Source organism: Prevotella pectinovora (assembly GCF_000834015.1).
GTDB lineage: Bacteria > Bacteroidota > Bacteroidia > Bacteroidales > Bacteroidaceae > Prevotella > Prevotella pectinovora.
Window position 1 is genome coordinate 64,189 of the sequence record NZ_JXQI01000068.1, and the last position, 22,494, is coordinate 86,682.

General features: G+C 45.3%; 18 protein-coding genes. 9 read left to right on the forward strand and 9 right to left on the reverse strand.

Going from position 1 to position 22,494, the window contains the following annotated elements:
• The first annotated feature begins 259 nt into the window (after positions 1–259).
• Together ST42_RS10135 and ST42_RS10140 are read left to right on the forward strand one after the other, a co-directional pair.
• The gene (locus tag ST42_RS10135; RefSeq protein ID WP_156139348.1) at positions 260–655 is read left to right on the forward strand and encodes a hypothetical protein; all 396 of its coding nucleotides are present in this window, start codon (positions 260–262) and stop codon (positions 653–655) included.
• 209 nt (positions 656–864) lie between these two features.
• On the forward strand, positions 865–1,209 hold the full coding sequence (locus tag ST42_RS10140) for a hypothetical protein (RefSeq protein WP_044073435.1): 345 nt from the start codon (positions 865–867) through the stop codon (positions 1,207–1,209).
• 137 nt (positions 1,210–1,346) lie between these two features.
• On the opposite strand, the gene ST42_RS10145 is transcribed toward ST42_RS10140, so the two are convergent.
• From ST42_RS10145 to ST42_RS10160, 4 genes are read right to left on the reverse strand one after another with little or no spacing between them, the layout of a single operon-like run.
• Positions 1,347–2,258 carry a hypothetical protein gene (locus ST42_RS10145; protein WP_044073436.1) on the reverse strand — a complete coding sequence of 304 codons (912 nt, stop codon included), beginning with the start codon at positions 2,256–2,258 and terminating at the stop codon, positions 1,347–1,349.
• Positions 2,259–2,272: 14 nt separating this feature from the next.
• Positions 2,273–3,160 (reverse strand): DUF6175 family protein, encoded by an 888-nt coding sequence (locus ST42_RS10150; protein WP_044073458.1) that lies wholly within the window; start codon positions 3,158–3,160, stop codon positions 2,273–2,275.
• A gap of 2 nt (positions 3,161–3,162) precedes the next feature.
• On the reverse strand, positions 3,163–3,996 hold the full coding sequence (locus tag ST42_RS10155; protein ID WP_044065103.1) for a CsgG/HfaB family protein: 834 nt from the start codon (positions 3,994–3,996) through the stop codon (positions 3,163–3,165).
• Positions 3,996–4,538 (reverse strand): hypothetical protein, encoded by a 543-nt coding sequence (locus ST42_RS10160; protein WP_044065102.1) that lies wholly within the window; start codon positions 4,536–4,538, stop codon positions 3,996–3,998. Before ST42_RS10160 ends, ST42_RS10155 begins: the two co-directional genes overlap by 1 nt.
• Positions 4,539–5,169: 631 nt before the next feature.
• Here ST42_RS10160 and ST42_RS10165 point away from each other — a divergent pair.
• The 3 genes from ST42_RS10165 to ST42_RS10175 all read left to right on the forward strand — a co-directional run bounded on the left by ST42_RS10165 (position 5,170) and on the right by ST42_RS10175 (position 8,592).
• The gene (locus ST42_RS10165) at positions 5,170–6,069 is read left to right on the forward strand and encodes an Abi family protein (protein WP_044073437.1); all 900 of its coding nucleotides are present in this window, start codon (positions 5,170–5,172) and stop codon (positions 6,067–6,069) included.
• Positions 6,070–6,577: 508 nt separating this feature from the next.
• On the forward strand, positions 6,578–7,423 hold the full coding sequence (locus tag ST42_RS10170; RefSeq protein WP_044073459.1) for a DUF3737 family protein: 846 nt from the start codon (positions 6,578–6,580) through the stop codon (positions 7,421–7,423).
• Between the two features lie 5 nt (positions 7,424–7,428).
• The gene (locus ST42_RS10175) at positions 7,429–8,592 is read left to right on the forward strand and encodes a MalY/PatB family protein (protein WP_044073460.1); all 1,164 of its coding nucleotides are present in this window, start codon (positions 7,429–7,431) and stop codon (positions 8,590–8,592) included.
• 137 nt (positions 8,593–8,729) lie between these two features.
• Here ST42_RS10175 and ST42_RS10180 read toward each other — a convergent pair whose 3' ends face one another.
• The 5 genes from ST42_RS10180 to ST42_RS10200 all read right to left on the reverse strand — a co-directional run bounded on the left by ST42_RS10180 (position 8,730) and on the right by ST42_RS10200 (position 17,638).
• On the reverse strand, positions 8,730–9,605 hold the full coding sequence (locus ST42_RS10180) for a carbohydrate kinase family protein (RefSeq protein ID WP_044073438.1): 876 nt from the start codon (positions 9,603–9,605) through the stop codon (positions 8,730–8,732).
• Positions 9,606–9,675: 70 nt separating this feature from the next.
• Positions 9,676–10,830, reverse strand: a complete 1,155-nt coding sequence (locus ST42_RS10185) for an MFS transporter (protein WP_042518454.1) — start codon at positions 10,828–10,830, stop codon at positions 9,676–9,678.
• Between the two features lie 24 nt (positions 10,831–10,854).
• Positions 10,855–12,570, reverse strand: coding sequence for a DUF4980 domain-containing protein (locus ST42_RS10190; protein ID WP_022317424.1), 1,716 nt, complete (start codon positions 12,568–12,570; stop codon positions 10,855–10,857).
• A 121-nt stretch (positions 12,571–12,691) separates the two neighbouring features.
• Positions 12,692–14,464, reverse strand: a complete 1,773-nt coding sequence (locus ST42_RS10195; RefSeq protein WP_044073439.1) for a RagB/SusD family nutrient uptake outer membrane protein — start codon at positions 14,462–14,464, stop codon at positions 12,692–12,694.
• A gap of 60 nt (positions 14,465–14,524) precedes the next feature.
• Positions 14,525–17,638, reverse strand: a complete 3,114-nt coding sequence (locus ST42_RS10200) for a SusC/RagA family TonB-linked outer membrane protein (protein ID WP_044073440.1) — start codon at positions 17,636–17,638, stop codon at positions 14,525–14,527.
• 513 nt (positions 17,639–18,151) lie between these two features.
• Here ST42_RS10200 and ST42_RS10205 point away from each other — a divergent pair.
• The 4 genes from ST42_RS10205 to cmk all read left to right on the forward strand — a co-directional run bounded on the left by ST42_RS10205 (position 18,152) and on the right by cmk (position 22,357).
• The gene (locus ST42_RS10205) at positions 18,152–19,066 is read left to right on the forward strand and encodes an alpha/beta hydrolase (protein ID WP_044073441.1); all 915 of its coding nucleotides are present in this window, start codon (positions 18,152–18,154) and stop codon (positions 19,064–19,066) included.
• Positions 19,067–19,211: 145 nt separating this feature from the next.
• Complete coding sequence (locus ST42_RS10210; protein ID WP_022317428.1) at positions 19,212–20,348, forward strand: PDDEXK nuclease domain-containing protein; 1,137 nt, start codon at positions 19,212–19,214, stop codon at positions 20,346–20,348.
• A gap of 307 nt (positions 20,349–20,655) precedes the next feature.
• Positions 20,656–21,615 carry a type IX secretion system protein PorQ gene (gene porQ, locus ST42_RS10220; protein WP_044065090.1) on the forward strand — a complete coding sequence of 320 codons (960 nt, stop codon included), beginning with the start codon at positions 20,656–20,658 and terminating at the stop codon, positions 21,613–21,615.
• A 31-nt stretch (positions 21,616–21,646) separates the two neighbouring features.
• Positions 21,647–22,357, forward strand: coding sequence for a (d)CMP kinase (gene cmk, locus ST42_RS10225; protein WP_044073443.1), 711 nt, complete (start codon positions 21,647–21,649; stop codon positions 22,355–22,357).
• The last annotated feature ends 137 nt before the right edge of the window (positions 22,358–22,494 follow it).

Below are 22,494 nucleotides of genomic sequence, written 5' to 3' on the forward strand. Positions count from 1 at the left end.
AGAATATTTTCAACAAAAAACTCTGCATTTTTCCCATTCGTGTTGTTTTATTTCATATATTTGCAAAATCTCCATATATCTCCCCTTGAACACAGTTCCAGTTATTGCAATAACTTTATTTTCTATAATATATTATTCCGCAGATAATTAACTGCATCCGATAGCAACGCACGTTTAAACATTTGTTCCTTACGTTTACTCCACTCTTATTAGAATCAACTGGTACACAATAAGTTATAAATACTATGGTTGCAAGGCGTTGAAAGACATATATTGTCAGGCAGTGAATGTTCGGGAAACGCATTCGAGCGCATTTGATAATTCGCCTATAGAAAACATGACGCTCTATGTGCCGGGCGAGTCGATAAATGCATACAAGACTACCGACCCCTGGAGCGGATTCGGCAAATTCCAGACTCTCACCACCGGCATCGAAAAGACCGAGACTGCCGCTAAGCCAATGATTACGACTGCCAACGGACAAATCGCCGTATCCGGTCTCAGCGGCAACGCCACAATCCAGGTGTTATCTCCCGACGGCAAGCTGCTCGACAGCACAAGCGCCACTGACGGCATCGCCACTCTGAATGTCCAGCCAGGCAAGGTGGTAATAGTGAAGGTTGGCACGGAGAGCTACAAGGTGGTTGTGAAGTGATGACCAAGGCTGGCGGAAGATAGAATGACAAACCTCCCAGCAGCTGTATATAGCCCCTTCTGATTCTCCTTTTGGGATTGTCAGAAGGGGTGATTTTATATCCATTTGACAAGTTCATCCATTAGGGACATGAAGCTTTATCATCCTTTGCAAAAACAGACAGAGTCAACTTCAACGAGAAAGAATCGGCTTCAATATACTATGGCATTATGGCATCTGCTGTAAAGCATAATATTGAATTGGACTCTAAAGCCAGTATAGAATCGGCAGCAAAAAGTTTCTTATCTGGTATGTCGTGGAAAGGTTTTACAGACTTCAAGCAAGAATGTGTCACCAGTTGGACAAAACTCTTCGCCACGAATGAAGTTCAATTCACAGACAACGCCATTGACAACTTTCTCGCTTTTGTTGACCATATGTCATGTAGTGCAGACACATACGTTTCGCTTGGTGGTTCCAATGGCTGCGCTGACCAACTTACGAATTGGGACGGAACACAAAAGGTAGGGCTTGGAAGCGTTCCACAAAAGAAAGGAAAAGGGCTGGGGCGATAAAAGAACAGTGAATAGTAACATTCTATTCGCCAACAAACTTTTAGAATCGTAAAAACACGACAATTATACGAAACAGTAATGATTAGATGTGAGAAATCATATAGGCTTCTCACATCTAATCGAATACACCAATGATGTTACCAAATAAAATACACATCACTTCTTCTTTTACAATAAGCAACAGCCACATCACGTGCCGCTTTTATTCTAGTTTTTTCAAGATCCGCCTCACTTTGTGATTGTCTTTCGATGAGTTCAACTGCCCGTCTAGCTTCTGCATCTTTAGTTTGCTTGATTTGCATGCATAGTTGTTTGGCTTCAGTAGCACAAGAGCTTGTCATATCTATTTGTTGCAGATATTCGACTGCTGCATCAAAATTACCGTTAGAGAATTCTGCCCGAGCTTTCTGAATGACATTATTACATTCCTGCGTTTGGTATTGACGATAAATTGTAGTTATCTCGTTATTGACTTTTGTGTAACCTGAGATTGTCGCAGGACAAGAAAACAACAGAGCCAGTCCCTCACCATATTGTTGAATATTGGCAAAAGTGCGAGCACGTGATATAACAGAATTAAGATTATGCTGATAGTAATCTATGATTTTATCTTTTGCCTTATTCACAAAGTCTGTTAGACGTTTGTCTTGGGCAGACAATTTAGAAATGGCATTTTTTATTGCATCATCATCAGAAAATCCTTCCCCACGTACTGTAACGACACAACTTGCAAAAGTTGTACTTGTGGCAAGATTGGTACAGACAAAATTGAATTGTATGTCGCTTGTATGTATATTCCTCATACCGCCTTCAACAACTTGTTTATTAACGAAACTAATCTCTGGCTTTATGGCAATGGTACTTACTTCGGCTGTTTCAACTCCACTTTCAGTCATGGCTGGCAAGAACTTGCTCCTCAGCATCTTTGCCGTATTATCACTTAATTGGCAATTACCAACAGGAAGCGCAAAGGCTATTTCTATTCCTTGTGCGAAAATAGTTGCATAAGAAGTCAACAAGATTGTCAATGTAAGCAAGACCTTTCTCATAATACACACTCCCGTTATTTAATGGTTACAATTAGCATATTGTTGCTTGTAGTTCTCTCAATCTTGATTCCAAGATTCCTGAAAAATGTTAACAACTTCAATCCAAACTTATTGATATTATACGTTCTTCCGTTCTCGTCTTTTAGCGGTATGCGAATATCGTCGAAGAGCATCTGCTTGTCGGTTGTTCCCTGGATATGGTAATTGCCTTTATAGGCATTTTCTTCCACCCACATTTCCAAGGCATCGGACAAAGCAAGACCGTCTGCGCCAACCTCTTGCGACATAGAGCGAGATGATGCCTCGTCAATGCCGACTGTTACCGCTATGGATTGTCCGTTTTCAGCTATGTCCATCAGTTTCTCCTGCATGGTGTTCAAGAGTTTGTCCATCCCTGCCTCGACAGCTCTTGATGTAAGTTTACCATAGTCATCTGTGTAAAACTTACCGCTTTCGCAAACTGCATTGGCAAGCGAATTTGCAGTAGAGGTTTCATAACCAGACAGGATTACTTTCATGGCATTGCCAGAAGGAGATTTCAACAGGTTTATTTCCGCTTCGACATAAACATCTGCACCAGACTGTTGTATAATCATAGTCTTAACATCCTGTTGTTGGGTATTGCCTAATGCGGTTGCTTTTGACAAGGCTTTTACCTTGGCAAAAAAATCAACTGTAGTATACCCCCTTTGATCGAATGCTTCCTTTATTTTGGTTAAAGCGATACGCTTATTCACGTCATTCTCCAAAACGGTACGTATGTCTTCACCTTGCATTGTATATGGTATGACCATAATCTTTGGTCGTGCCGTAGGTAAAGGAGTAACTTGAGACTCTATGTTTTGTGCCCATGTGCAGCAGAAAGCACACAGTCCCAATAATATTATTGCTATTCTTTTCATACTCATTTTTTGATAATTAAGTTACAACGAACTAAATTGTGAGAAGCTTTACTATTTTCAATAGCGATAATGACTTTGCGTGACACGCTGCATTCGGCGAATGACTCTCCAGAGAGTTTTGTCACCTTGGCCTTTCCAAGTTCAGATGGATAAGGTTTGCCATCAAGCATCTCTACTGATTCTATCGTAAACGTATCACCGACCTTGATTCCAGCTTCCTTGCCAACGTTGAGAAGTATCGTGCTTTTATCTATCGTCTTCAAGACTTTTCCCTTGACGGGGAAATTGATACGGAAATATTCATATATGTCGGATTGCAGGCTTTGCATGGCTGCTGTAACAGCACTCTCTGGCGACAGCATTTCCTTACTGCATTTTCCATCAAAACTCTGTGCCTCATTGCTTACGCCTGTCTCTACGTCAACAACTTTCAACTGAAATGCTACACTTGCTTTATAACCACGTGTGCTTCCGTCACTGTTCTTCATGCGATAAACTGGTATCTTAACAATATGTCCTGTTACCAACTGCTCGGCAGCAACAGCCGCACCTTGTTCTGCAAGATTATGGCTGTCGAGAAAAGCCTCGCTCTTCTGTAGTTCAAGTTCATCAACTACTTTATCGCGACTTGTTCTGTCAACTACAACAAAGCGGTGAGTGTTAGTCAGCATTTCCACAACTTTCTCTGTTACAAGTCCTGTGTATGGACTCTCTTCATCGCAGGTAAACTGAGTTACGCCTACGACAGGGCGGTCATCGGCTGCTAAGGAAACTTGCGTATACCCACAAAGGATACACGCAAGTATGACCGCATATAAAATGCGATAATTTCCCATTACAGATTCTTTGAAGTTTTTGCTGTTTCAATCATCTGCTTGATGGCTGCGACCTTCGCCTTTGACTCTTCAAGCAAGACAGGGTAAGCATCTTTTGTAAAGGCGAGAGCTGATGCTATCTTAGCTATTTTCATTGGATTCTTGTTAGTAGAAGATGCCTTGGTTGCAGCTTCTGCACCTTTCCCAGCCTCAGCGATAGAAACACCTTCTGCAGTTAGAGTTGTGCTTAATGCGACAAGTTCCTCTACAGTAGGTTTCTTGATACTTACGTCTGTAACACCTTCCTTCGTCTCGCCAATCTGACGATAATAAAGGTCTTGGAGTAGAGCTGATGACGCAGCAGAACTGATGGCTGCGTTGTAAACACCCTGTACATAGGTGTCAACATCTGCAACTCCAGTTTGCTTTGGCTGCTTAGAGCAAAGTTTCTCCAATTTTGCACAACGGTCGATACTTGCCTTAATGTCCTCTTTGGACTGACCGAAACAGAATGATACCGACATTGCGAGCAATGCTGCGGTAACGAATAAAAATCTTTTCATTTTGGATTATTTTTAAGATGACTGCCTGGCTACCACAGCAGGGTTAATTTTTTATTGGCGAATATACAAAATAAAAGAAACGTGGAGCCAGTCTGTCACTCGTTCCACGATTCGTAGGCCTTCGCATTGCCCTGTCAGTCCGAAACGAGCAACGCCGAAAGCCCCACGTATGTGTAAGTATATAAATACCCTTTCTTGGCAACGAATGCAAAATGCAACCGAAGCCAATTAGGGCTGTATACAATACACCCATGAGACGTTCCTTGTTGCTTTGTTCTTGACTGACAAATGAGTTTGCGAAGTTCACGAATCGTCAAAACCAAAGCGTCAGATACGCCTTTTACTATGTATATGTCTGCCCAACCTCTGCCCATCGGGACTTCCGGTATGGGTATAGACGTTACAAAGATAACACTTTTACCTTGAAAACCACTTTGCTTGGCTGGTAAAGTATGATTTTAAGGCCTGATTTAACATTATTAAATATAAATATGTCAAAGAATCCACTTCCTCATGATTTTTGTTGCCAAAAAGTTTGTATTATCAATGATTATTTGTATTTTTGCAGCGTTAGTTCCAGCCGAGCCTCTTTACAATGCTTAAATAGGCTGGGCTTTTTTGTTTATAAGCTATGACAAAGAGAAATTTTGGAAAAGATTACAAGACTCCACGAGAACTTGTAACCTTATTGGAAAATCGTGGATTGATAATCAATGATAGGCAAAAGGCTCAATTGTATTTGGAGAGCATTGGCTATTATCGATTGTCTGCGTATATGCATCCTTTGTTGAAGACTCCAAAGATTCTTCATCTGTATAAGGAAGGTGCTACATTTAACAAAGTGATGATGCTTTATCGCTTTGACAAAAAGTTGCGCTTACTCCTTTTTAACGAGATTGAGAAGATCGAAATTGCTGTAAGAGAAGCCGTAATGAATATGACGGCTGAACGGACTGGTGATATATATTGGCTTACCAATTCTGCACTTTTTCGTGATCAGTCCATTTTCGTCAATAGTATGGCAATGTTGTCGAAGGAGTATGAACGTTCTACTGAAGACTTTATAGAACACTTCAAAAGAACATATACAGAACCTTTTCCACCAGCATGGATTCTTGGTGAACTTCTCCCAATGGGTAGCGTGAATATGTACTACAGGAACTTGAAAGATAAAGGACTCAAAAAGCAGATCGCCAAGCGTTTCTGCCTTCATGCTCCAGTGTTTGAGTCTTGGCTTTCTGTGCTTACGCTTACTCGCAACGCTTGTTGTCATCACGCTCGTGTTTGGAACAAAGTCAACAAGATTATTCCAAATGATATGAGAGGCATGACTCGTCCTTGGATTACTATTCCTGCGGACAAGCGAAGAATCTATTATAACATGTGCATCATCAAGTATTTCCTTGACATCATCTCTCCCAACAATGACATGCTTGACAAAATGCACAATTTGTTCAGCAAGTTTCCAGAGATAGACCTGGCAGCTCTTGGATTCCCTGTTGGTTGGGAAAATGAACCTCTGTGGCAATGAAGGAATATGAAGAGACTGTTAACCACCCCACATCACCCATATTTTCTGCAATTTTGATGTGATTGAAAGTTAAATACGTTAAATCTTCACCTTTTCGTATCTAATCAGAATTCATACGGTCACTTTTCTACCGTTTAGAGCGTATAACACTGATAATCAACTAATAATAGATACTGCTCTTGAATTTGCCGAATCACAATCCTTGGAAAGCATATCAAAACATCAAGAAACGGGCAAGCACCGTGCCCAAGTGGGGCAAGCACCTTGCCCCAAGTGAGAAAGCACCGTGCCCCAAGTGGGCAAGCACAGTGCCCAAAACTGTGCCCAAAGTTTCTATAGAAGGAAACGTCAGTAAAGGAATATAACTATCAGCAATTGTTTCGATGAATATATACTATTTTCAGCAATAATGGTAATTGCACTTATGGAAATAATGTATAACTTTGCAGCGGACAACTACAAAGATACAACAAAACGGAATCAAACAAATAAAAAAACATACGACATCATGCAAATCATAAAAGACAAACAATTCGGAGGCGAACGCCCACTGTTCGCTTCTCACGACCTGCATATCGACAACGTGCTCATCACTGAGGGCGAGTCGGCAATAAAGGAATGCAGCAACATAAAGGCAACGAACTGCCGTTTCGAGGGTAACTATCCTTTCTGGCATGTCCATGGGTTTGAAATAGAAAACTGCTACTTCGCTGTCGGCGGACGTTCAGCCCTGTGGTATTGCGACCATCTGAAGATGCGCGACACGGTTATCGATGCGCCTAAGATGTTTCGCGAGATGAGCCATCTCGAACTGAAGAACGTAACGATGAACGATGCCGACGAGGTGTTCTGGCGTTGCGACAACATACGCATAGAGAACCTGAAGATGCACGGCGGCACCTATCCATTCATGTTCAGCCATGACGTTTATGTTGATGGATTGGAGAGCGACAGCAAATACGTGTTCCAGTATGCAAGAAACATCGAGGTGCATAATGCGAAGATTACAACGAAGGATGCTTTCTGGGAGGTGGATAACGTTACCGTGTACGACTCCGAGCTGAACGGCGAATACCTGGGATGGCACTCAAGGAACCTGCGGCTCGTGAACTGCCACATCACCGGCGAGCAGCCCCTCTGCTATGCCCACGACCTCATTCTCGAGAACTGCACCTTCGGCGAAGACTGCGACCGCGCATTTGAATACTCCACACTGAATGCCGACATCAAGGGCTGCATCGCGAACATCAAGAACCCTATGTCGGGACGCATCGTTGCCGACAAAATCGGTTCCATTACCATCGACGAGAACATCAAGCAGCCTGCCGACTGCGTGATTGAGGAAAGAAAATGACGAATATGAAATATGATTTCGACAAGATAACGCCGCGACGCGGCACAAACTCATATAAATGGGACAGCACCGACGACAAGGAGGTGCTGCCGATGTGGGTTGCCGACATGGATTTCCCTACCGCCCCCTGCATCATCAACGCCCTGGAGAAACGTGTGGAGCACGGTATATTCGGCTACACCCGTGTGCCGGAGGAATACTACGATGCGGTAATCTCATGGTTCAGCCGGCGCCACCATTGGAAGCCGAAGCGCGAATGGTTCATATATACGTCGGGAGTAGTTCCGGCATTGTCTGCCGTGATAAAGGCGTTGACCAATGTGGGTGATAAAGTGCTGACCCTAACTCCGGTATACAACTGCTTCTTCTCCTCTATCAGGAATAACGGATGCGAATTGGACAGCTGTGCATTGAGGTATGAGAACAACACTTTCTCCATCGACTATGAAGACCTGGAGCGTCGTGCCGCCGACCCGAAGACCACCCTTATGCTGCTCTGCAATCCGCACAACCCCTCGGGACGAGTGTGGACAAGGGAGGAGCTGCGACGCATAGGCGACATCTGCATCAAGAACAATGTTGTCGTGGTGGCCGACGAAATCCACTGCGAACTGGTACACCCTGGATTCACCTACACACCGTTTGCCTCCGTGTCGGAAGAGTTCCAGAAGCATTCCGTCACCTGCGTTGCGCCGAGCAAGGCGTTCAACATCGCCGGACTGCAGATTGCCAACATCATCGTGGAGAACGACAAGTGGCGACAGCGCATCGACAAGGCGATAAACATCAACGAGGTATGCGACGTGAATCCGTTTGGCGTGATTGCCACCATCGCCGCATACAACGAGGGAGAGGAATGGCTCAATCAGCTGCTCCAGTATATCCACGGCAACTATCTCTTCTTCAAGGACTACTGTGAGGAGCATCTGCCCCAGTTGCCTGTGGCACCACTCGAAGGCACCTATCTCGCATGGATGGACTGCCGGAGCCTCGGCATCCTGTCGGAAGAACTCGAAGAGGAACTCATGAAGGAAGCCAAACTATGGCTCAATGCCGGCAGCATTTACGGTAAGGAAGGCGAAGGCTTCATGCGTTGGAACCTCGCCTGTCCGCGACAGCTCGTAAAAGAAGGGCTGGAGAGATTCTCTCAGTTTGTTGATAAACGCTGATGGCACAACTTTCTTGCAACCGATAGTAAGATAAAAACCAAAGGGTCCATACAAAATCAACTATTCTTGACTTCGTATGGACCCTTTTTTGCTGCATAAAGCCTGCCATTTAGAGTATATGGCTTTTGCTTTATTGCTTAGATTTCGAAATGTTCCTTTATGTCGGGCATCGCACCGTTCTGGGTGCACACATAGGCGCTCACTTCAACGGCGAGCTTATGTGCTTCCCTTACAGGCTTTCCGCTGAGGATTGCTGCACAGAACGAACCGGTGAACGAGTCGCCAGCACCTACAGTGTCTGCCACTTCCACCCGGGGCGTTTCCTGATATGACACACAGCCCGGAGTGAACACATAGCTGCCGTTCACGCCACACGTGAGCACCAGCATGTCGAGGTTGTACTTGCCGAGTATGAGCCAGCATTTGTTCTCTATGTCCAGACCTGGATAGCCGAACATCCTGCCTATCTGTATCAGTTCCTCGTCGTTAATCTTCAGTATGTTGCAGCGTTTCATAGATTCGCAGATCACATCCTTGGTATAGAAGTTCTGTCGCAGGTTGATGTCGAAAATCTTAAGGCAGTCTTTCGGTGTATTGTCGAGGAACTTGTAGATGGTCTCGCGGCTCACCACATTGCGCTGTGCCAGCGAGCCCCAGCATACTGCAAGCGTGTTTTCAGACACAGCCTTCACCTCGTCGGTGAAAGGAATGTTGTCCCAAGCCACATTCTCCTTGATGTCGTATGTCGGAATACCTTCATCGTCAAGCTCCACCTGTACGGTACCTGTTGGATAAGGCACGCGTGGCATTACATAGTTGAGTCCTTTTCCTTCCAACTGCTCTATAGTCTCTTCTGCAAGTTTGTCCTCGCCGAGGGCACTCACAGCAATGGAGTTGAGGCCAAATTGTCCGGCATGATAAGCGAAGTTTGCCGGTGCGCCGCCAAGTTTCTTTCCATCAGGCAAGACGTCCCAAAGAGCCTCGCCAAGTCCTACTACATATTTATCTTTCATAGTCGTATATCTGAGTTTATTTATATCGTGTATCTGAATTCCCTATTATTATAACGGTTTCTCGTACAAGTTATTGTTTCACCTTATTTATATATGTGAACAGATAAACCACTCCGGCTGCCATTACAGCCACAGCACCAACCTGTCCGATGGCGTCGCTGGCGAATCCCATCAGGAGAGGGAACACCGTACCTCCGAAGAGACCCATAACCATCAGTCCGCTCACCTCGTTCTTATGCTCAGGCACCGAGATGAGAGCCTGCGAGAAGACGATGGAGAAGATGTTGGAGTTGCCGTATCCCACAAGAGCTATTGCTGCATAAAGAATGACTTTGCTTGTTCCTACGAACATTCCAGCCATACTCAGCGCCATCATCACCACGCTGATGATGAAGAATGTGCGCGCCTTCATCACACGGAGGAAGAACGAACCCGTCAGACATCCCAAGGTTCTGAAGATGAAATAGAGGGATGTGGCGAAGGCTGCCTCGTTGAGAGACCATCCGAGACGCTCGATGAGAATCTTCGGAGCTGTAGTGTTGGTGCCTACGTCGATGCCCACATGACACATGATGCCGATGAAGGAAAGCAGCACGATAGGTCTGCCGAGCAACCGCACACTGTCCATTATGCCGGTAGCCTTACCCTCGTTGTGCTCTTCCGGAATGGATGTGACGCAAAGGGCAGCGGCAGCCACCATACCTATTATCATATATATGGGGAAGAGTATCCTCCATCCGAAGCCGAAACTCGGTATTGTAGCAATGGCTCCCCACATGGCTATGTATGGAGCTAGGAATGAGGCTATCGCCTTAACGAACTGTCCGAAGGTGAGCGTTGAGGCGAGGTTGCCCTTTATAACGACAGACACCAGTGGGTTGAGCGACGTCTGCATCAGAGTGTTGCCTATGCCGAGCAGGGAGAACGACACAAGCATCAGTGTGAAGTTCTCGCCGAAGAGCGGCAGAAGGAGCGACACTGTGGTCACGGCGAGCGAGAGCAACACGGTGTTCTTCTTGCCGATCTTGCTCATAAGCATGCCCGTGGGCACACTGAACAGGAGGAACCAGAAGAAGACGAGCGACGGGAACATGTTTGCCGTAGCGTCATTCAGGTTGAGGTCTTCTTTCACGTAGTTGGAGGCGATGCCTACCATATCTACGAATCCCATGGCGAAGAAACAGAGCATCACCGGGATGAGGGTAAGTTTAGCAGATTTACTCATTTTATTCTGTTTTATATAAGTTCATTATTTCAGTTTATATACTGCATATTTCTTTGTCTTGCCCTTTATCGTTACCTTGTCGTAAGGTTTTGTTGGGAACACAAGGTTTGTCATAGCCATCTTTCCGTCGTTGTCGAACACCTCAATACTGCTCTTGTCGATGAATATGCGCAGCTTGTTCATCTTGCCATATACAGGGGCTGTAGTTATGGCAGCAAAGTCGCTGCTGAAATCGGTCTTTCCGCTTAGTGTGCGGTCCATCGAGAATGTTTCGTCCTTTGCCTTATATGTCATGACCACCTTCTCGCCCTTGCTGTTGCTCAGCGTAATCGTGGCATCACCCTTCAGATTGACCACCATTTCGCAAGCTTCGCTCAAAGACTTTGATGGTTTTTTACTTCGTGCAGCAGTAATCTCTTCTGATGGAGTAACGCTGCAATAAGTGTTGCCTTTATATTCGAAGAGTCCCAAGTCGCGAGGAATGGAGTTGGCAGAACGATACTGCAACGTAGGCACCTGATTGGCATACTGCCAGTTGCTCATCCATGCCAAAGCCACGTGTCTGCCGTTGGGAGCATTGTCGAAAGTAACGGTGGCATAGTGGTCTTTACCATAGTCCATCCATTTTGTCACTTCCGGTTTCGATTCGCAAGTAAATTTATGTCCGTCGAAGTCACCAACAAAATATTGTGTTGCCGAACCTCCGGAAGGACCTCCAGGATTTATGTTGCACACAAGCATCCATTTCTCTTTGTCTGTGCCACGTACTTTCATCTTCATCAAATCCGGGCATTCCCATACACCGCCATGACTGCCGTATTCGGCTCCGAACGAGCTTTCAAACTTCCAGTCTTTCAGATTGTCAGACGAGTAGATGTTCATCTGCTGACCGGCAGCGAGAATCATGTTCCATTTCTTGATATCCTCGTTCCAGAACATGTGAGGATCGCGGAAGTCGGGCACGTTGCTCGTTATTATCGGATTGCCATCATATTTTGTGAAAGTCTTTCCGTTGTCGGTGCTGTAAGCCATGCTCTGCGTCTGATTCTCACCGGCTGATGTGTAGAGAGCCACGATGGCGTTTTCTCCAAATCCGGCAGTGTTGTTCTTGTCTACCACTGACGAGCCGCTGAATATTGAGCCCCAAGCATCGGGCTGTACCGGGTCGCCTTGGAACGTCCAATGTATGAGGTCGGTTGATGTGGAGTGGCCCCATGTCATGTTCTCCCACTGCGAACCATAAGGGTTATGCTGGAAGTAGAGATGCCATACACCGTCCTTGAAGAACATTCCGTTCGGGTCGTTCATCCACCCGTAAGCTGGGGTGTGATGGTAGAGCGGACGATATTGTTCGCGGTTTTTCGTGTCAAAGCTCTCTGCATTCTTGATATTCTTCCAGCAAGTGAAAGTGGAAATACCACCATCATTGCGGTAGTTGCCGTTCACGTGAATATCAAGAGCTAACGTCTTTTCCTCATTGAATTCATCCAGATAAAGCGGAACATAATAATCCACCTTGTTCATTGCCAGTCGTACATTGAGCGACTTCATCTGTTTGTTGCCGGCGATAACCTTTATGTTGCTCATTTCTGCACTCTCCTGTACTGGCAGCAACAGGCATTTGTCCTTCTGCTGTATACGGTACAGACAATGGTTGCTGCTCAGAAACTGTGTTTCCTGTGCGCATGCTGTGCCTATTGATGCCAGAGCAATCAGAACTGATAATATATTTCTTTTCATATCTCTGTATTCTTAAATTAAAATGTTATCCTGAATCAATCCAATCACCTTTTCTGACTAAAGTTTACCTATTAATTTCTTTTGACTAACCTATACTTACATTATAAGAAAATCAATATTCTTATTTTGCATCGTCGTATCCTTTGTTCTGCTTATACAAGCCTGGTATATAATATAACTGGTTGTATGGCACTGGATAGAATTCATTCTTGCCGGCTGTGAAGTGGGCATCCCTCAGATATTCGGCGTAAGTCTGATTTACTGTTTTACCATCCTTGTCGGTAAATGTGTAAACATCCTTCTGCTCTGTCTTGAAGTAATTATTCAGCGTAGTTGAAGCTATTCCCCAACGGCGCAAGTCGAAGAATCTTCCGTTTTCCATTGCCAACTCAAGACGACGCTCCCAGCGCAGGCATTTCCGTGCAGTTTCCTTATTCTGGAAATAAGACTCTGGATAGAGAGCAATGTCACACTGGTCTTTGGCATATTCAATGTGTTTGTCTATAGAATTCTTTGCTCTCTGTCTGATATCGTTAATTATGATGCGTGCTTCTCCAAGACGGTCAAGTTCTATAAGAGCTTCGGCTCTCATAAGCATTACATCGGTGTATCTCAATACGTAGTCGTTCATTGCGAAAGCCTGCCATGAGCCGTTATATGTTTCACCTTTAGAGCGTTGTGGCACTTCTTTCATTGAAGTGTAATAACCGTAGACGTTAGGAGTGCGGGCATTGTCTGTCGTCAGAGTGTATTCCTTTTCGTATTTATATGGGAAGGTAGGCATACCGATGGTGTGGAACAAACGTGGATCCCATTTCTGGGCAGTGACCTTGCCGTTTACCGGGTAGTCGATACTATTGTTGTAGTCATCAAACTCTGGCAGTCCGTTGCGTGTCTTGAAGGCATTCACCAAGTCCTGTGATGGTTTGTGAACATCCCATCCGCAAGACCAGATACCCCAACAGCCGTTCAACATGTTCGACCAGTTGGCACGACCATATTTTGTATGGTCTCCGCTATAATCAGAGGTTTGCACGGCGAATACAGACTCCTTACTGTTCTTGTATTCAGGCAAGAAAATGTCGCCGTAGTCTTCCAGATATCCATAATTGGAATTCTTTACCTCATCAGTATAGTCAACAACCTTCTGCATGTATTGCTTGTTGATATGGTCAACGCCATCGGTTGCCTCATATCCGTCGCCCCAAGCCAATGTGAGATAACATTTTGCCAAATATCCGGCAGCAGCAATCTTGTTGGCACGTCCGCCATCAGCCTGCTTAGCTGGTAGAACATCATGGGCAAACTGGAAATCGTCGATAATCTTCTGGAACAGTTCCTCGTATGTGAATTGTGTGTTAGAAGTCTTCTCCGTAGCATTGTCGGCATATACCTTTTCGTCAATCCATGGAATCTGGCGGAACATGGTAATCAGCTTGAAATAGAAATGTGCACGGAGGAATCTAACCTCAGCTTCGCGCTGTTTCGTTGTTTCAGCTCCAAGGGCCTTTTCGCCGTTCTGTTCAAGAGAGACCAACGCACGGTTGCAACGAGATACGGCACAGTAAAGGCGATACCAAAGTTCATCGAGTTCCCCTTTTGTAGAAGTCAGAGTCTTCCATATTTCCACATCGTGGTAACCAGTGTCACCAGTTCCCCAGCCACCTTTCAGACAGTCGTCTGATGCCAGGTCGCCATAAGGCCAGAGATTGAACGGATAGCTGTACCAGCAGTCACCAAGCATGGCGTATGCGCTGTTCACCATCTTTTCCGGCTCATTGAAGGCCTTGTCTTCGTCTATCACAGCTGTCGGATTATAGTCCAGGAAGTCATCACAACTTGCGAATGTTCCTGCAAGTGCTACTGCAAGCACTATTGTATATATCTTTTTCATAATGAAAATTCGTTTAATCGTTATACCTTTTATGTCTTAATGATAATTCTGCAATTTGTATTAGAAACCAACTTGAAGTCCAAACGACAATGATGTTGCCAAAGGATAATTCCAGTCAGGATTCTCAGGGTCGGAGCATGTCAGGCTCTTGCTCTTTATAGTAAGCAGATTCTGTCCGGAAACATAAATGCGTGCACTTGACATCTTGACTTTTGACAAAACACTCTTAGGTATATTGTATCCAATCTGCAGAGTGCGGAGCTTCAGGTAAGAACCATTCTCCACGAAGTATGAAGAAGCCCTGCCCTCATCTGCAGTATTCATTGTGCTCAAGCGAGGAATCGACGAACTTGTATTGTTTGTGTTCCATGCGTTCAGCAGACGTGTTCCCTTGTTTGAGCCAGGGTCGTTAACAGCCCAGAAATCGGTCTGGAACTTCTGGTTGTTGTAGACGTCCTGATCGTAAACACCCTGCCAGAACATGCTGAAATCAAATCCCTTGTAGTTGAGAGCAATGTTCAGTCCGTAAGAGAATGCTGGCACTGGATCGTAAATCCAAGTCTGGTCGTCGGCATTAATGCTGCCACTGTGATCCAAATCCTTGTATTTCAGTCCACCGACACGTGCGTTTGGCTGTCCAGACTTGTCTACTTCCTCTTGAGTCTGGAATATTCCGTCAGCTACATATCCAACGATAGAACCGTATGACTTGCCGCTCTGTACGAGATTTTCTTTTGTAGTATGAGTATAAGCACCCGTTGTAGATGAAGGCAGATAAGTTACTTTGTTGCGGAAGAAATCCAAATTGCCGTTGACGTCGATTCCGAGTCCGTTAGCAAGTGTTGTGCGATAGCCCAAGCTGAACTCCATACCACAGTTGCGGAGCGACGGGCCGTTTTTCCAAGTGTTGCCACCCTCGCCCGTTGCACCGAGGTATGCAGGATTAATCAGCATGTCCTTCACATTCTTGATATAAGCATCGACAGTTCCGTAGAAACTGTTGTTGAACATCGTGAAGTCAACACCGACATTGTATTGTGTTGCCGATTCCCACTTCAAATTAGGGTTTGCAAGTTGTGTGGCGCGGTAACCTGAAGGGAAAGTGCCGGAACCCTGCAAGAACAGGTCGTAGGCTGTAGATGTAACGCGGTCCAATCCGTAGTCAGCGACATAAAGTCCAAACTGTGCGTTGTTGTCGATTGCCTGATTACCTGTCTGTCCCCATGACAGACGCAGCTTTGCATCGTCAAGCCATTCCTTTTTCAACAGATTAGAGAAGCGGAAGCCGAGAGATGCAGCAGGGAATGTACCCCAGCGGTGAGCCTTGCCGAAGCGTGAAGAACCGTCGTAGCGGATAGTAAAAGATGCAAGGAGAAGATCATCCCAGTTGTAGTTCACTTTTCCGAAGAATGATGCCAGACGATAGCCAAACTTAGCACCGCTATTGGTCATAGTTCCAGTTGCAGCATTTGGCCACATATAGTTTTTGTCTTCCAGGGCATATCCTTCAGAGTAGGCAGAGAAATCAATAACAGACTGTTTAGACATTTCGCTACCGACGAGGATGTCAAAATTGTGCTTACCTATTTTATTTACATACTGCGCAGTGTTAGACCAAGTCCAGTTGGTCTCGTTATTGTTGCTCAATGTTGTTTTGGCAATATCATTCCTTACGATGTCAGAATGGAAAGTGTTTGTCATCGCATTGATGAATGATGTCTTGAAGTCCAAACCGAAGTTTGAGCGGAGTGTCAATCCTTTGATAGGCTTCAGTTCTACAAATGCATTGCCGAATATGCGCCAGTAGTCGAGATCATTGTTACGGTTGTCGTATTGCTCGCGGCAAGGGTTCTGGCGGTCGGACATGCTGCCAACAGGACCTGCGAAAACCTTACTGTTCTCCTCGTATACAGGAACGATAGAAGGCATCTTCAACGCATTCTCCATAGGGTGGCAGTCTACTTGCGATGTGTAAGTAAGAGTGAGATTCTCGCCAACAGTAAGCATCTTGTTCAGATTCCATGAAGTATTCAGTCTTGCTGAGATATTCTGGAAATCAGTATATTTCAATACGCCCTCATTATTCTTGTATCCTAAAGAGAACATTGCGCTGTGCTTGTCGTTGGCATGCGATACCGATAAATCGTAATTCTGCATGAATCCGGTACGTGAGATAGCATCCAGCCAGTCGGTGTCAGAGAATCGCATTGTCTTCTTTGAGTTTATATATCCGTCGTACCTTCCGTTTATCGTATAGTTCTGATATTGGTTTGTTGCCGGATTCCAAACTGTGATAGGAGTACCGTTCTGTGCATTCAAATCAATGCCATAGTTTGCTGCATAGACAACAGGGTCGAGACCGTCGTTGAGAGCTGCCTGTGCCATGGCTGTAACATATTCGCCAGAATTGAGGAGTTTCATTTTCGACTGACTTGAATAGAATTGTGCGGTAAGGTTTGCTGAGAAGTCCACAGCCACCTTGTTACCCTTCTTTCCCTTCTTCGTCGTTATGATGATAACACCGTTTGAAGCTCTTGAACCATAGATAGAAGCCGAGGCTGCATCTTTCAACACCTGCATACTCTCGATATCATTAGTGTTGAGAGTGTTCAGTGCCATGTTTGTAGGTACACCATCTATAATATAAAGAGGATCTTGTGAAGAGTTGAAAGAACCAATACCACGGATACGTACCTTACCGCTACCAATAGGAGAACCGTCGGTTGTAACGGTCATACCGGCAACTCGTCCTTGCAAGGCACGCATCGGGTCTGTGTCAGAAGATGATTTCAGATTCTTTGTAGAAACGACAGATACAGAACCCGTCAAGTCGGCTTTCTTTTGGGTTGTATAGCCCGTTACGACAACTTCGTTCAGGTTGTTGGCAAGTTCAGCCAATTTTATTTTCATGTTTGGCTGTACTTTAACTTCCACTGTCTTGTAGCCGACATAAGATATGACAAGAGTTGCTCCCTGGTCAGCATCAAGCATGAAGTTACCGTCAAAGTCTGTTATAGTTCCCGACTTCGTTCCTTTTTCCATTATGGTTGCTCCGATTACTGTTTCACCAGCTTCGTCTGTAACCACACCGCTCACTTTAATTTTCTGTGCGTTGGCAGTAATGCTCATCGCCAGAAGTGAGAAGCTAATCAATACTTTTGATAGATTGCTCATAAGTTTTAATGGTTTTGTTAGTTGTTTGATTTTAGTGCTGCAAAGTTATATAATGTATTGATATCCAACAAGAACGGATGTTGCACAAACAGAAACGAATCGTTCATCGTATCATCTGTTGCATGTTTTGAACGATTTGTTGCAATCCTGCCGAGGAACAGACCATGAGAGAGTCTCCTGAGATAAAGATTATGTATAGGGTTAAGTGCTGGGACAGACATTTACATTTAATGTGGATAAGAACAACAAACTAACTTTCGGCGATTACTATGAATGGTTCACTGTAACAGAATAATTGTATTATACTCAATTTCTATAAGGTGGCGGGACGTTGGTCTTATTATTCAGGCCAACGTTCCGCTTATTCTTTATTTATTACATGTTATTTCCATTATTTTGCTTAATTTTGAAGCGAAATAATAAATATGTAAATAGTTAGAGTATTATATGAGGCAGAGAGAGAACAGAAAGTCCTGTTATATAAAGGTATGGATAACGTTGGGGGTGGCAGTAATGTTGGTTCTTGCATTGTATGGAGCCAGCAGCTATATGCTTGACTATTCGCTCAGCTATCCGAAAGGGGAACGCATGACGGCGGAACACTGGAAGAACAGAACACGGAACGAATGTCCGTGGACTACGGCGTGGATGGATTCCATATACCGGAACCATTGCGTGAAGGACACGTTCCTCATTATGCCCTCCGGCTACAAGGCACACGCCATTTATCTTTATGCACCAAAGGCAACAGACAAAACGGCAGTTGTGGTGCACGGCTATAAGGTGCGTGCCGAGGGAATGCTACACATCGCTTATCTATACAACCACGATTTGGGATATAATGTGCTCTTGCCCGACCTGTATGGACACGGACAGAGCGAGGGGGACCATATACAGATGGGGTGGCAGGACAGATGGGACGTGATAAGATGGGCGGAAGTGGCAAATAATGTATTCAGAGCGTCAAGGTATTCATCCACAAAGCAAGTCATTCACGGCATCTCTATGGGTGCAGCCACCACGATGGCCGTGGCGGGTGAGAAGACTCCGGATTATGTGGAGTGTTTTGTTGAAGACTGTGGCTATACGAGCGTATGGGATGAGTTTGCAGGACAGCTGAAAGAGGAGTTCGGGCTGCCGTCGTTCCCGCTGATGAATACAACTTCCTGGCTTTGCCAACAGAGATACGGATGGTCGTTTGACGAGGCGCAGCAGATAAAGCAGGTGGAGCGCAGCACCAAACCGATGCTCTTCATCCACGGCGATGACGACACCTACGTGCCCTACTCCATGCTCCGTCCGCTCTACGAGGCTAAGCGCCACGGCCGCAAAGCCATCTTCATAGCCAAGGATTCTGAACACGCCATGGCATACCGCGACCACCACAAAGAATACACAGAAAAGGTGAAGGAGTTTGTGGGGGAATGAAATAGCGAATGGTTTGCTTGCCAGAACCATTGGCAATATTAGTGCACCTACCATTCTGTGATACGTAAACTATATTAATAAAAAGTCCATTGGCAGAATTAAATATGCACTAAATTAATTCCGCCAACGGGTTATAATAAGGAATATGAGCATAAATAAGGATTTGACAAGAACTTCCCAAGAGCGAGATTTTACAGAAGTGGTGGATATAATAGTTCAGCATAGGAGTAAGGCGTCACGTGCAGTCAACGAACAATCTCTGCTTTGTGCATGGTATGTTGGAGGTTATGTTTCAATGAAACTGAAAAGCGAGGAATGGGGAAGTAAAGTCGTAGCCCAATTGTCTGAATATATTCGTTCCAACCGCCCTGATATCAAAGGCTTCAGCAAGAGAAACATTTACAACATGGTGATGTTTTATGATGAATATTCATCTGAAGTTTTTGCTGTAGCTATAAGAAAATATATGACGGATAAATTTGTGCAGTCGGAAACTGCACAAATAGGATTTAAGCAAGGAGAGGCTATAACTGTGCAGTCACAAATTGGACAAATGCCCGACATCTTGGCACTGACAACTTTGACAAACCATATTGAGATATTGTGTAGGTGTAAAAGTGTAGAAGAACGGTTATTCTACATTCTTTATGCCCATAAAGAGCATTTGTTTGTACGCGAACTGCAACGCTGTATATCGAACCATACATATTCAGCGTTATTGAGTAACAAAACTAATCTGTCGAAAGGTCTGCTTGAAACTTATCCCAAATCTCCGATAATGTTCAAAGATACATACTTCGTGGATTTCCTCAACTTGCCAAAAAAACATAGCGAATCGAAGCTGAAGCATGACTTGATAGAACACATGAAGCAGTTTATTCTTGAATTGGGTAAGGACTTTATCTTTATGGATCAAGAGTATCGCTTAAATGTCGGTGCTTCTTCGTTTAAGGCTGATTTACTGTTCTTCCATCGTGGGCTTCAAGCTCTCGTTGCTGTGGAATTGAAGAAAACAAAGTTCCACCCACGCGACCTTGGTCAGTTGGAGTTTTACCTGGAGGCTCTTGACCGCGATGTGAAGCGTTCAAACGAGAACCCATCTATTGGCATAATATTATGCCCCGATGCAGACAAGGTGGTTGTTGAATATGCCATGAGTCGCAGCATGAGTCCAACAATGATTGCTGAGTATAAGCGTATCTTGATACCACAGGAGCAAATGCAGCAGCAATTAAGAGAGTTCTGCCAGTTTTTTATGAATGAGGATAAAGCAGAAAAGTAAGGAAAACAATGGTTAATGAGATTGTTGTGAGCCGAGAACAGGGAAATCTGAGTAAACTTGATAACATCTTTAAACCCGAATCGGTCATCAGGTCGTCTTGGATTGAAGCATCATACTACCGACCTGATGAAAATGAATGGACTCAAAACAATATAAAAGGGATTTTTTCGTTTTTAACGTTGAGATGCTGTAACTTTGCACCAATAAGCAGACGGATGACCCGACGGACAAAGAGCGGCAACCTATTTATCACCAAGGAACTGTCCATAACTGCAAAACAAGGACAGACTCCCCATAAAAGACAAGAATGAGAAAAATCTTTTTATACCTCATACTGAGCATCGTGGCGACCGCCACGGCAACCGCACAGGAGAGCCAGACGGAATACAATTTCCTGAGGCTGCCCGTGAGCGCTCATGCGGCAGCCCTCGGTGGCGACAACGTGAGCATCATAGAAGACGACCCGTCGCTCACGTTCAGCAACCCAGCACTGCTGTCGTCGGTAAGCGACAAGACGCTGAACCTCAACTTCATGACATATATGGAGGGGGCGATAACGGGAAGCGCGGCATTCAACAGGGTGGTAAACGACAAGGCATCGTGGGCGGTTCTGGGACAATACATCAACTACGGCAAGATGAAGGAAACTGACCAGAACAACGTCCAGACGGGAGAATTCTCTGCACAGGAGATTGCACTTGCAGGAACCTTCAGCTATATGCTGGCGAAAAACCTCGCCGGAGGTATAACGGCAAGATGGGTTGCATCGTATATCGGCGGATACAGCTCCATGGCGGCTGGCATAGACCTGGGACTGAACTACTACGACCCGGAGTCGGAGTTCTCAGTGTCGGCAGTGGCCAAGAACCTCGGCGGACAGTTCAAGGCATACGACGAGGACTACGGTAAGATGCCGCTCGACCTGCAGATAGGAGCAAGCAAGAGATTTGCAAACATGCCGTTCAGAATCTCGGCAACGCTCGTTGACCTCAACCACTGGGACTACAGCTTCATAAACCACCTCGTGTGTGGAGTGGAACTGATACTCTCCGACCAGTTTTATGTGGCTGGAGGATACAACTTCCGTCGTGCACACGACATGAAGATAGCCGATGGCACTGGCGAGGACGCCTCAAAGAGCAGCCACGGAGCCGGACTGTCGTTCGGAGCCGGAATGCAGCTGGAGAGGTTCAAGCTGCAGGTGGGATATGCAAAATACCACGTGTCGGCCAACTCGCTGCTCGTCAACGTGTCGTATTCTCTGTAATGACAAAACTCAAAACACCATAAAGAAAGAAATGGAAGCAAAGAACAATCGCATCGTTATCGCCATCGACGGATTCTCATCCTGCGGAAAGAGCACGATGGCAAAAGACCTCGCCAAGGATTTGGGATATATATATGTGGACACAGGAGCTATGTATCGCTCGGTGACGCTCTATGCCCTGCGCCACGGCATGTTTGCCGCCGACAACACGATAGACACCGAAGCCCTGCAGAAGGCGATGCCGGAGATAAACATATCATTCAGACTGAACACCGAAACCGGCCGCCCCGACACTTATCTCAACGGAGAATGCGTGGAGAAGGAGATACGCTCGATGGAGGTGTCGAGCCATGTGAGCCCGGTTGCCGCCCTGCCTTTCGTACGCCAGGCTCTCGTGAGACAGCAGCAGGAGATGGGCAAGGAGAAGGGCATCGTTATGGACGGCAGAGACATCGGCACAGTGGTATTCCCCGACGCCGAACTGAAAATCTTCGTCACGGCATCTGCCGAGGTACGCGCCCAGCGCCGCTACGACGAACTGAAGCAGAAGGGTATGGCTGCCGACTTCAACGAGATATTGAAGAACGTGGAGGAGCGTGACTATATCGACACACATCGCGAGACTTCGCCTCTGAAACAGGCCGACGATGCCTTGGTGCTCGACAACAGCAACATGACAATCCCCGAACAGAAAGAATGGCTGAAACAGAAGTTTGAGGAAACGATGGAAAAGCTGGGATAAAGATATTCTAAGAAGAAGACAAAAGGTATGGGACTAAGCAAAAGTCTCATACCTTTTATTATATATACTAATATGACACAAGATTGATTCATTGGGCAAGAGTCTTCTATTATTCTTTATTCCAAATCAGTAATCAG